This window comes from Legionella sp. PATHC032, from assembly GCF_026191185.1.
In the GTDB taxonomy this organism is placed as follows: domain Bacteria; phylum Pseudomonadota; class Gammaproteobacteria; order Legionellales; family Legionellaceae; genus Legionella.
Window position 1 is genome coordinate 225,941 of sequence record NZ_JAPHOV010000001.1, and the last position, 12,607, is coordinate 238,547.

Genomic DNA, 12,607 nt, shown 5'->3' on the forward strand with positions numbered 1-12,607 from the left:
GATTAGAAAATTGTTAATTTATTGCGCTAATCCGATGTGACAGACAGTATATCTTATCTGGTTTGCAGAGCAGATCCTATAAAAATATAAATAAAACAGATGCCATGACCTCATATAAGTGACAGGAAATAACAATATTTTTTATTTTAAAAAACTATCGAGAACTATTAAGAAGTAGATAGCTTATAAGAAGAAAAACAATGGTTGGAGCAAAATTAATTTAATATTGATTTAATAATTTACTGCTAGAATTTCGAACCATGCGAAAACCTGAGGAGAAAATATGATATCCCAAAAAGAAGCGCTTGCTTTACTTAAGAAATATGAAAAACACTTAAATGAGCTGCAAAATATTATTACAACAAGTTATCAAAATCTTTTGCGTTGTGATGCGCAAATTATACCCAATGTTCTGGCTGCTTTAAAAGCTATAGCAAACAACAGTCAATTTGTACCAGTTGTAGCTACTTCAGGCATGAGCAGTATAAAAGCATTGAATTCTGATCCACAAATAGCTCTTAAGGAATTGTTAGGGAATGATTTTTTTAAAGATCATTTCCAAAAAATGTGTATTCACTATGCTAAGGATAACCCGGAATTATTAACAAACTTACAAAATTTTCATGCATGCATAAGCCAAGAAAAAATTATTATTTATAAAGCAAAAAATGGAGAACTTGCATTAAAGTTTCCTACCCAAGAATGGAGAGACAGATTTATTGAAAAAATGGGCGGCGTATCCCATTTTGCATCTTCTGATAAATTCAATGCCAATAAACCATGTCCACAAACTTATCCTGAAAATCCCACTACGCTGTATCTCAGTACCTATACAGCAAAAAATGGGGAGTTAGCGGTAGTCTTTCCTAACAAGGAAGTACGTCAAAATTTTTTAACCTTGCTGAGACACGCCTCTTCAGCAACATGGTCAATTTATGAAGGACAAGATGCGATATATTTTAATGATAAAAAGTTGCATACCCCGGGATATAACTTTGGCATTAATGCACCAGCGTGTATTTCACAATCATCTAATGCTGCCCATGCGGATGTTCGTTATGCTGCAAGGATTTTGGGCCAAGCCCTTAGAAATCCAAATAGTACTTGTTTCTTCAACAAGCTTCCTGTCGAATTAGTTAATAAAATCATAAGCTTAAGCACAGACAATGAAGTGCTCGCAGAAGAAGAGGCCATCAATAAGGTTCAACCTTACATAGGTAAGCCGCAGTTAAAATAATCAGCTATTTTTATAGCTGGAACCAATGGAGTCGGGGATTGAATTTTATGTGCAAAGACAGGGAATCATTGAAATAAAAAATTCAAGTACTGATTCTTGATTTCCTTGCTCTAACGAATGTGTGAGGAAATCAAGGTTTACACCTGGTATCAAACCAGGTAATAATCCTATCACATAATTTTTTAGCCGTTTATTTAATTAAGTTGATCATGCGGTTAAATATGTTTTTTAAAGATAACAATTAAATTTGAATCTTTCATTTTTGTGATCATGGACTTCGGATCATAACCATGGGGCAATTGGAATGATTGCATGTAATTGCTTTGAGAATAGCTGACACTTTTGTTGTTAGCTTCTTCATGAGTGATTTTCTGTGTTACATTTGCGCTAACAACTAACTGTCCATTTTTAACGGCAACATCCACTTTACTGTCAGCATCTTGTGGTAGTTTTATCTTATAAATAAGCTCATCTTTATTCTCTGTAATTTGAATGTTTTTTGCGCTGCCAAAGAGATTGTGATGAGGTTTGTTTGCAAGGTTATTTTGCATTTGTGAAAATTGACTTTTGATAAATTGATCCATAGCTTGTTGCATTTTGTGCATTTGCTGCAGAACATCATCATGTGATTGAAAAAAAGGATCGGTATCAAATGGATCCTGGATTAATTGTTCGTTACTATTTTGTATTTTATCATTTTGTTTCGCCTGAACAGTCATGGAGTTCGCAGATATCGTAGCGGCAAGAGCGATGATGATTAAATTAGGAAGTAGTTTATTTTTCATGAAAAATCTCCTCACAAGATTTGTTTATAAAAAATTCTATCTCCATTAATATGGATATTCTTACTTCAATCCACTCATTAGACCTCTTGCATAACCTGCCTCTTTCATTTTATTGCTGCGTTGCAAACGTTTCTGCGGTGCTCATTTACTGCATGTAAACTTCGCTCCTCAAAACGTTAGAGTCTTGCCCTAAAACAAAATAACCAGGTTATGCAAGAGGCCTATTTTAAAGCGGTTGTCTCCCATTGGTGACTATGAAAGTCACATGCAAGATATTGGGTTAAACCAGATTTTTTCAAGTACAAATTGATGAATATTTGGAGTGGAACAAAGCCATGTAACGTATAGTTCAAGAGAGGGCATAGATCAGTATGAAAATCATAGAAGTTTAGCTAAATTAGCCGGGTTTTGTTAAACCGGTGATTTGGGACTTGGGGTAACAAACGATGATTTAGTCACAGTTTGTCACCCTAAATCTGAAGGAATGAGGATTAACTGTTAATGTTGGTTTTTGCCGCTTTGATGTCGAAGCGATCGGCTGTGATTACCTTAACCCAGGCATTAACAAAATCTTGTATAAATTTTTCTTTTGCATCATCGGTTGCATAAGCTTCTGCGACCGCCCTTAACTCAGAATTCGCACCGAAGATGAGATCAACCGAAGTTGCTTTCCATTTCAACTTTCCAGTTTTGCGATCATAACCTTCATAAATTCCCTCTGTCTCACTTGATTTCCTCCACTCTGTTGACATGTTAAGCAGATTGATGAAAAAGTCATTATTTAAAGTTCCAGGTTTGTCAGTGAATACACCATATTGATTTTGTCCAGTGTTCGCGTTAAGTACACGCATCCCACCAACTAAAACCGTCATTTCCGGGACACTTAATTTCAACAGACTCGCCTTTTCCACCAACATTTCTGGTGGCGACATGTTGTTGCTTTTATCAAAGTAATTTCTAAACCCGTCTGCTGTGGGTTCAAGAACCTCAAAAGACTTCACATCAGTCATCTCTTGTGTCGCATCCGTACGTCCTGGTGTGAAGGGAACAATGATGTCGTAGCCAGATTGCTTAGCCGCGTGTTCAATTGCGGCATTACCACCTAAAACTATCAAATCCGCAAGAGATATTTTTTTCCCATCGGTTTGAGCATTATTGAAGTTATTCTGAATGCTCTCCAATGTTTTTAACACTTTTGCCAACTCCTGAGGATCATTTGCCGGCCAGTCTTTCTGGGGAGCCAGGCGAATTCGCGCACCATTTGCCCCTCCACGCATGTCAGTACCACGGAAGGTGGATGCAGAGGCCCAAGCAGTTTTGACCAGCTCGGGTGTGGTTAATCCCGAGTTGAGGATTTTATCCTTGAGATTGGCAATATCATTGGCATCGACTAATTTGTAGTCAACCGGCGGAACAGGATCTTGCCAAATCATGATTTCTTTAGGCACCAAAGAGCCAAGGTAACGCGAGCGTGGCCCCATGTCTCGGTGAATCAGCTTAAACCAGGCACGAGCAAATGCTTCATCAAATTCTTTAGGGTTATCAAGAAAACGCTTGGCAATTTTACTGTAAACGGGATCAAATTTTAGTGCCAGGTCTGTGGTCAGCATGACCGGTGCATGCCTTTTACTGGGGTCAAATGCGTCGGGAACCATTGACGAGGCATTCGAATTCTCAGGTACCCATTGGGTTGCTCCCCCAGGGCTCTTGGTTTTAACCCAATTGAAACTAAACAGGTTCTGCAAGTAGTTATGGCTCCATTGGGTAGGTGTTACAGTCCAGGCACCTTCTAAACCACTGGTAATTGTGTCTTTCCCTTTACCGCTGCCGTAACTGTTTTTCCAACCAAAGCCTTGTTCTTCTATGCTCGCTGCTTCTGGTGCTGGCCCCAGATATTTGGTGGGTGCGGCTCCATGCGTTTTCCCGAATGCATGCCCGCCCGCAATTAGGGCAACCGTTTCTTCGTCATTCATGGCCATACGCCCAAAAGTTTCTCGAATTTTTTCGGCCGCAGCAAGAGGATCTGGAACGCCGTTTGGTCCTTCCGGATTCACGTAGATTAAGCCCATTACCGTGGCAGCAAGCGGTTTTTCAAGTTTTCCATCTTTATCCTGGCGCTTACTTTCCAGCCATTTTCCTTCAGGACCCCAATTGATATTGATGGCCTCCCACGCGTCTTCACGCCCTCCAGCAAATCCAATGGTTTTGAAGCCCATAGATTCCATCGCAACATTTCCAGCAAGTACCAACAAATCAGCCCAAGAAATTTTGCGCCCATATTTCTGCTTGATTGGCCACAGTAAACGTCTGGCCTTGTCCAAATTGGCATTGTCAGGCCAGCTGTTTTGCGGGGCAAAACGCTGGAAGCCACCATTTGCCCCACCACGGCCATCATAGATGCGGTAAGTTCCTGCCGCATGCCATGACATGCGTATGAATAATGGACCATAGTTACCATAATCAGCAGGCCACCAGTCTTGCGAGGTAGTCATTAATTTTTTGAGATCCTCTATCACGGCATTCAAGTCTAAGCTATTGAATTCTTCAGCATAGTTGAATTTTTCACCCATAGGATTTGACGTGGCGTTAGGTTGGCGAAGTGGACTAAGATCGAGCATTTTAGGCCACCAATATTGATTGGTTTTCGGCTTGTCCTCTTGCGCATAGGCATAATTTGTAAAAACGGAGGGCGAGATGGCTAGAGTGAGTGCAGCAAACAGAGGTATTGTTTGTTTGAACATAGAAATGACTCCCTTTTCTATACAGAAAAAACAAAGTATACCCCATGAGACTTTTAAGCAGCAACAACACTTTAATCAGTTTATTTAATTAAGGTAATCTGAAAATATATTTTAATTTCAAAATATTAGGTTTACATTTTTTTTGATAGCTTGCTGATCTGTTCTGCTACCTCCGGTTCATTAATGCCACGGATAATTACCTGATCTTTTGTCTTGATTTTGGCTACTTCAAAGTGAATGTCACCTAAGGTTTTGCTTAAACTTCTCAAGAAATCTGAAGATTTTACCTGATGTGTTTTTTCAACTGTTTCAAGAGATATCAGTGCGTCCACACGATGCTGCCCATCTGTGCGCAAGTGTGCTGTCACTTCGGAGCCGAGTAAGGATTTCAAAATCGAAGTAGTCGATGTTTCAAGCGCTTTTGGATCATAATTATAGCAATTGGCGCTTATCTTATTCCAAAAATCAGTATCCAATTCTTTATCTGAGTTTTTAAAAATATTAACTCCCAGTGGGAAATAAGCAGAGAGTCCTTTTTTTGTATAAGCTTTGACTAATTCTTTGTAGCTCTGTGTTTCATTATCCGTGTTATGGACATGGTACCAGAGGTATTGATCGGCATTTTCATCCTGTTCTTTAATCATTTGCTGGAATATGCAATGGCCAAATCCCAGTACAACGACTACTCCTCCATCGTTTGCTTTCACATGCGTTAAGGTATTATCGGTAATTGTTTGTTCTCTTCTTATGGAATTGAGACTCTTCTCTTTAAGTTGTTCTGAAACGGGTAAGTCAATTCCACCAAGTTTGAATCCTTGTTCCTGCATCGCCTCAAAAAGCTCCAATTTGGCAACAACGCTTCTCAGTTTTTCAATTCCTTGCTCATATTCAGGATGTTCAAGAGGTAGCTCAGATAATTTCTTGATTTGTATCTTGATGAGTATTTTCATCATAGAAATATTTTCCTCCAGGGATGCGCCTGGTTCCATTCCATCAACGCAAATGGTTGTATACCCAGCTTTCTTCAAGTCAGATAGTTGTTTGATAAGAAAATCGCTCGTAGCTCTATCCGCATGACTGTCGTATAACACAACTGGAGGAAGAGCATATTTGGTTTTAGGCATACAGTGCTCCATGTGAAGTATATCTTTAAGTATAGTAGATTAAATTTCAATGCTCATATAATAGACAACATGTTGGGGTGTGGTTATCTGGAGAATAACTTTTCTGATTGAATTGCGATTTGGAGAATTAAGACAGTAAGAAAGTGAATTTCTTATTTGTTTTCTGAAGAAAACTTGCTGAAATTTTGATTCTGGCTATTTTACTTGCCAAGATGTGTTGTAGTTATCATTTGGGTTTATCCTGTTCACTAGATGGAAAAACCTAATCTGGTACTAGGGAAAATTTCTAAGTAAAAATAAAAAGGATAAACTATTCTTGCCAATGGTTATCTGTAATCCGGCAAATGAATTGTATTTATAAACAAAGAGGTCTTATTTAGAATGCCCTCGTAGTTTTAAGAATTTTTTTCAATAAGCTTCTATTTTCAAGATTTTAAACTAATATGAAATGATATAAGGGGCATTTAGTGAGCGGATTATGACAATGATGATTACTACAGGAAATTCGTTTGAAGGGAAAGTGATTAAACAATATTTGGGTATTGTGAGAGGTATAGTAGTGCGCTCTCCCACCATCAGCCAGGGATTGATGGGGGGCTTGAAATCGATCGTCGGAGGAAAAATTGGTGCGTACTCGCAAATGTGTGAGCATGCCAGAGAAGAAGCATTTCAACTCATGATAGAACATGCCCAGGCACTCAATGCCAATGGCATAATTGCCATGCGTTACGATACAGGTGAAATTGGGCAGGCCGGCACAGAAGTTTTATGTTACGGAACGGCCGTGATTATTTGATAGATTATTTTTATTCCGGCGAATGATTGATTACAAAATTTAAGCTCTGCCCTACCGTCCTGTAAATACCTATCTACTTCTAAGCACTAGTACTCTTTTTTGCTTTCTTGGCCAATAGATATTTTGAGAGAATTCAGAATGATGCAGAGATTTGGGCAATCCATTTTGTGCTATATTTAACCTACTAGTGTATTGTTTGCTATTTTAATCATTCTAAAACAACTGTTCAGCATGCCAGAAAAACTGACTATAAGAGGTGGTTTATGACTTTTAACGCCTATAATATTCTAAATTTAATTAGCAATATGCCTATTTCTTCTAAAGGTGGTGTAGCTTTAAAAATTGCCTTTACAGATAAAACTGCAAAAAAATGGGGTGTGGGTTTTTTGCAAAGGATTAAAACTCCCAAAGGATTAGGGACTGTAATAGGAGAAAGAGCTGATAATTTATGGATATGGCTTGATGATGATAACGGCCCTACCAATTGGGACCATGTGAAAGATAATCTATTCAGTATAAATGGTTTTGAAAGAGTCGATACTCTATCAGAAAAATCATATCCTGATGAAGTTAAAAAATTTTTTGAAAATTTATTTGAATGCCCTCTCGATAAAATTTTAATGTTTTGCAATAGTACCCCTCTGCAAATGCTTTATACCGAAGAAAATGCAATTGCAATCCAATTCATAGAAGACGATTGGAATTTTTGGATAGAGGATCTAAGCATGAATTTGGATACATGGTCGAAGCTTTTGAGCGACTATCTTCAAGAGCACTCACAGAACCCATTGGGGAAAATGCAGCAATTCGGTGAGCTTACTACTCGAGTGACGGATATTCCGCAAATAAGAATTAAAGAACTTAATCTCTCTTATGTCAAAGAGATTAAAGCAGTCGAAGAGCAGATTAGTGAGTTACAGCAACAAAAGTCGTTACTTCTTAAACAAACCACTGCCAAAGACGATCAAGAGCAGATTGAAGAGATATTCAAAAATTTAGAACAATCACTACACGACAAACTAGGACAACTTAAAAAATTAGAAGAGCAAAACCGTCAACAAAGAATCTTAACCTCTCAATTAAACAAAGTCCTGGCTAACCAACAATTTGCTGAATTTAACCAGCACGCCAAAAGGATTGAATTGACTGTAAACTCTTTATTGGCAATCAAGCCGCAATTACAAGACAAGCGCTTTATGAAAACCTATCAAGCCATGTTAACTCTGATGGCACAATACTTATACGAACAAGACCTCATTGAAAAACAGAGTGAAGCAACCGATAAGACTAGCAAAGAAGAAGTAGAATCTAATCCCTCGACTGATTTATTTACAGGCTTAGTACTTGCCATGGTAGCTGGTGATTCCACTATCAAAAAAGCCTATTATTTGCGGTTAATAAATCGTTTGGATAACAATAATAACGCAACCAAAGAAATGCCTGTAACTTTTGATTTAGAGATTTGGGCAGTCAGTAATCCTCAACAAATGATTGATTTGTACTATTTTTTATTTAATAATTCTAAATTTAATCAATTTGAGGAGGGTTTATCTTATAAGGAGCATCCCTTATTTATTTTTGAAATTGTAAAATTAAAGATGAGCTTTATGCTTGCCCTTAATGAGGTGCAGAAAGACAATAGTAAGTTCTCTATCCCTCAGGAAATTAAGTTTTATGCTCAAAAAACTATCGACTTATTGGTTGATTTAGTCCTTGATGGGAATGAAGAAATAGCAATCTGGACAGAGAAACAAATTAAAGGCAATAAAAATCCATTTATAAAAAATTACAGAGTTTATGCGGCATTGGCTGAGTTTTATGCTACCCCACCCCATGTTGATAAAGAAAAAGGATTGTTTTTTTACAATGAGGGTAAAACAAGCACGAAAGATCATGAAGAAAATAAACAAGCAAAATTAGTTTCCATTCTGTATGAAGCCATTCATGGCAGCACAGGAGAAATCCAGCGAGCAGCCGTGGAATTGTTAAACCAAATGCGTGAATACCATTACTTAAAATTAGCAGGCCATAAAAATCCTGATGCGGCATTGCTTTGTTTGGACTATTGCTTGGCAAATAATCAACTAGATGAGGCAAAACAATATATTGCTCTTGCTCGTAAGGCTGATCGCGCTAAAGCGGCTTATTTTGAAGCCTTGTTAGTAGATAAACAAAAAGGGGATTTTATGCCCCTTTTCCTGGAGGCGGTTGAGCTTGGTTTTGCTCATGCGGGTTATGCTATGAGAAAAATGTTGTCGGTCTTGCTGGAAAAAAAACAAATTGAAGAAATTAAGGAACGATACCTTGATTTATTACATAAGCCATTTGTTTTGAATAAACTTACTGTTCCAGTGATTAAGGATGTTATCATGGCTGTTTACAACAGCACTGGAGATGCTCAACAGCAGGAAGAATTTAGAGAAAAATGGATGTATCATTTACTGGTTATGGTGAAAAACAACGAAATAGGGCAGAAAGAAGACCTGGTAGTTACTCTCATAACAGAGTGCCGCGAGCTTTTGTCTGATGAGGGATTGCTAGTGGCATTAAGTATTTTATCAAAACAACGATATTTTGATGAACCAAGTGATCCATTCTTGTTAGATGCTGTTGCTCAAATTATTACAGAACAGGATGAAAAGAGTCCAAAGCATTTTTTCAACTTAGGCATATACGATTTTCTTAAAAATAACACAAAATTAGTTGTCCTTATGATGAATAACCCTTCAAGCAAAGAGAGGCTTACTCAATGTGAACGGTTTGTTAGGTTTATCGAGAAAGAACAAATCGGTATTGAAGAGACGAATAAAGTGAAAAATGAATCATCTCTATCTAACCTAGGCCTATTTGCTGGTAATAACAATTTACCGGAGGAAAATAATCCTTCGCCATCAACCGTGGGAAACAAAAAAAGTTAGGTTGCCTTTATTTCAATCCTTTCATCAAATTGATGATGGTACTATAGAGTGAGTAATCAGTTTGGAACAGCTTTAATATTGTCGTTAGGAGAGCTGTTTCCCCCCTAGACCTTAAATGACTTATCCCTTTCATTTTTTGCCGCGTTGCAAACGTTTCTTTGGTGCTCATTGAATTCATGTAATCCACCCTTCAAAAAATCTGTGTCTTGATTTAAAGCAAAATAATCAGGTGATGCAAAAAATCTATTGAGGCTATAAGCGGAGACTTTAATGGGGGATTATAATCTAATTCATTGTTAAATAAATATAATTTGTGTTAGATTAAAAAATCTATTGAACATGACTGGTGTATATAAACCTTTCTTAAATGTCATAATAGGGGGATTAATGAAAAGAATATTGGGAGGCATTGGTCTTGCAGTAGTCAGCATTTCACTATTTGCGCATGGGTCTATGGAAGTTCCTATTTCCCGAACCTATCAATGTTATAAGGAAGGCCCGGAAAGCCCTAAATCAGCAGCTTGTAAAGCCGCTGTACAGGTAGGCGGAACCCAACCTCTGTACAATTGGCACGAGGTTAACCAGGCAGCAGCTAATGACCGACACCGTGAACTGATTGCAGACGGGCAATTATGCGCTGGGGGTAGAGATTTTTTTAAAGGTTTCAATCTGGCTCGCACCGATTGGACAACCACGGTAGTGCGTCCTGATTCTAATGGCCGCTTTCAGTTTGTTTATGTTGCTACTGCTCCTCATAAAACCAAGTATTTTAAATTTTATGTCACTAAGGACGGATATGATTTCAATACCCCCTTAAAATGGTCCGATTTGGAGACTAGCCCGTTTTGTACAATCACCAGCGTCACTTTAGCGAATGGTCGTTATCAGATGGACTGCCCATTGCCAGCGAATAGGACAGGCAAACGAATTTTTTACGTTATTTGGCAACGTGAGGACAGTCCTGAGGCATTCTATTCCTGTAGTGATGTATTTATAGACGGTACAGCACAGGCTCCAACTTGGTTTGAATTACAGAATTTTTACGGATCGGGCGATATTGCTGCCAACACTAAGATCACTCTACGAGTTTTTAAGAATCAAGGAGAAGTTGAAAGCACTAGTATCACCGTCAATGAGAGCAATCGTACAGCAGGACAATGGCCTCTGGCTTTGGGCACGGCAGTCAATAGCAGCTCCTCACTGGTACGTATTGGTCAACTTGATCCGCAAAGTGGTCAGATCGTTTTGGTAGCCAATCAGGCCAATAAGATATACCTTAGCGACAACGATACCAGCAGCTACCGTGTTCTCGTTGATTTTGCAGAGCCTTCAGGTAATTCTGATCCGATTTACCCAGATGGTATTAGCACCTATAAAGCAGGAACCATAGTTCTGGGTCGTCTTGATCGCAAGTATTATCAGTGTAAGCCCTGGCCTTATTCTGGTTGGTGTTCACAAGCGCCAGCCTATTATGAACCTGGCGTAGGTTTGGCATGGCGAGAGGCTTGGATTTTACTGGGTTAATGCGTAAATCAGGGAACCCTTGAGGTTCCCTTTCTTTATTAGTCCAACGTTTGTTCAAGCAATTGTTATGCGCTTCACTTATGGCAAATTTTTATCATGCTTTAAAAATTCAAAAGTGACAATTTTTACTGCAGATTGAAAAAAAATGACCAATTAACCCTATTCGATTACATGGAAATGTTTTACAATCCTTAGAATATTCATTCAATTTTTAGATTCCATACTTTGAGCTCTTTTACCATGTTTGCAGCATGTTGGTGCCCATTTTTTCAAGGTAACATCATGGGCTTTTGTTTTAAAGCAGAGTATTTTTATACAGAGTGAAAATTGGTAAGGAATTAGTTACTGATCGTGCTATGAAATAAGCAGGAACCAAAATGACAATCATGAGAATATTTCTTTCATTTCTTTTTTTATTTTTTAATTGCCTTGGTTTCGCACAATCGCGGTTACCACAATTGTTTCTGTTTTTGGGGGGAGACAAGGCAAGCTCTTTTGAGAAGACTCTGCAAAATCCATGCATCCGCGGGGTACAAATCATTTATTCCTGGAGGCAATTGGAGCCGCAAAAAGGGGTTTACGATTTTTCGAAAATCGAGAAAGATTTGAGCTTCTTAAGTGGAATCGATAAAAAGCTGTTTATCCAAATACAAGACCGTTCATTTAGTCCGGATGTATTTCATGTGCCTGACTACATTCGCCTGGAAAAAGCATATCACGGCGGTGTGGTACAGCAGTATGATTTCCCAGGAGAAGGAAAACCCATTACCGCAGGGTGGGTAGCTCGTACCTGGGATCCTGCTGTAAGAAAACGATTTCAGTTATTATTAAAAAAACTGGCATCAAGATTTGATGGAAAAATTTATGGTATTAATCTTCCTGAAACCTCAATAGATCTTGACCCTGGCAATCTCCCTGAAGATTTTAGTTCAGACAAATATTTCTATGCAGTCCTTGATAATATTGGTTATTTAAAAAAGGTCTTTCAAAAAACCAGGGTGATTCAGTATGTTAATTTTTTCCCGGACGAATGGAATAATGACCATCACTATATGAGTAGATTATTTGCGTTTGCCAGAAATCATCACATCGGTTTAGGCGGACCTGATGTGGTGCCCTACAAAGAATCACAAATGAAAAACAGTTATCCTTTCTTTCACAAACTCAAAGGAAAGATAGAAACAGCCATCGCTATTCAAGAACCGGATTATACTTATACTAATCCCAAAACAGGTGCTTTTTATCACTTCGATGATTTCTACTCTTTTTCGAAAGGGTACTTAGGGGCTTTCATTTTATTTTGGAATACCGAAGAGCCCTTTTTCTCAGAACAGCTTTTACCTAGATTGAACAGTACTTATTTTAATTGCAAGAAAGGCAATAATGAATTACAGGCTGCTGATACGGCTTAAAAGGGTAGAAACCGTATTGTTTTTATTTGAAGCGAATTCCTATTTACCAAGATATGTATAGGCTTATATG

Annotated in this window: 8 protein-coding genes; 5 read left to right on the forward strand and 3 right to left on the reverse strand. The window is 38.2% G+C overall.

The window, feature by feature from the left end:
• Positions 1-283 precede the first annotated feature (283 nt).
• Positions 284-1,237, forward strand: coding sequence for a hypothetical protein (locus tag OQJ02_RS01005; RefSeq protein WP_265717490.1), 954 nt, complete (start codon positions 284-286; stop codon positions 1,235-1,237).
• Positions 1,238-1,452: 215 nt separating this feature from the next.
• Here the strand turns inward: OQJ02_RS01005 and OQJ02_RS01010 are convergent, their stop codons facing one another.
• The 3 genes from OQJ02_RS01010 to OQJ02_RS01020 all read right to left on the reverse strand — a co-directional run bounded on the left by OQJ02_RS01010 (position 1,453) and on the right by OQJ02_RS01020 (position 5,899).
• Entirely contained in the window at positions 1,453-2,022 is a 570-nt protein-coding gene (locus OQJ02_RS01010) for an Hsp20/alpha crystallin family protein (protein ID WP_265717491.1), read from the reverse strand.
• A gap of 491 nt (positions 2,023-2,513) precedes the next feature.
• A complete protein-coding gene (katG, locus tag OQJ02_RS01015) occupies positions 2,514-4,763 on the reverse strand; it encodes a catalase/peroxidase HPI (RefSeq protein WP_265717492.1) in 2,250 nt (749 codons plus the stop codon).
• Between the two features lie 131 nt (positions 4,764-4,894).
• Positions 4,895-5,899 (reverse strand): hypothetical protein, encoded by a 1,005-nt coding sequence (locus OQJ02_RS01020; protein ID WP_265717493.1) that lies wholly within the window; start codon positions 5,897-5,899, stop codon positions 4,895-4,897.
• Positions 5,900-6,365: 466 nt separating this feature from the next.
• On the opposite strand from OQJ02_RS01020, the gene OQJ02_RS01025 reads away from it, so the two are divergent.
• From OQJ02_RS01025 to OQJ02_RS01040, 4 genes are all read left to right on the forward strand, one after another.
• Complete coding sequence (locus tag OQJ02_RS01025; RefSeq protein ID WP_011945443.1) at positions 6,366-6,683, forward strand: YbjQ family protein; 318 nt, start codon at positions 6,366-6,368, stop codon at positions 6,681-6,683.
• Positions 6,684-6,946: 263 nt separating this feature from the next.
• A complete protein-coding gene (locus OQJ02_RS01030) occupies positions 6,947-9,601 on the forward strand; it encodes a hypothetical protein (protein ID WP_265717494.1) in 2,655 nt (884 codons plus the stop codon).
• A 387-nt stretch (positions 9,602-9,988) separates the two neighbouring features.
• Positions 9,989-11,125, forward strand: coding sequence for a lytic polysaccharide monooxygenase (locus OQJ02_RS01035; protein ID WP_265717495.1), 1,137 nt, complete (start codon positions 9,989-9,991; stop codon positions 11,123-11,125).
• A gap of 377 nt (positions 11,126-11,502) precedes the next feature.
• Positions 11,503-12,537, forward strand: a complete 1,035-nt coding sequence (locus OQJ02_RS01040; RefSeq protein WP_265717496.1) for a hypothetical protein — start codon at positions 11,503-11,505, stop codon at positions 12,535-12,537.
• Positions 12,538-12,607: the final 70 nt, after the last annotated feature.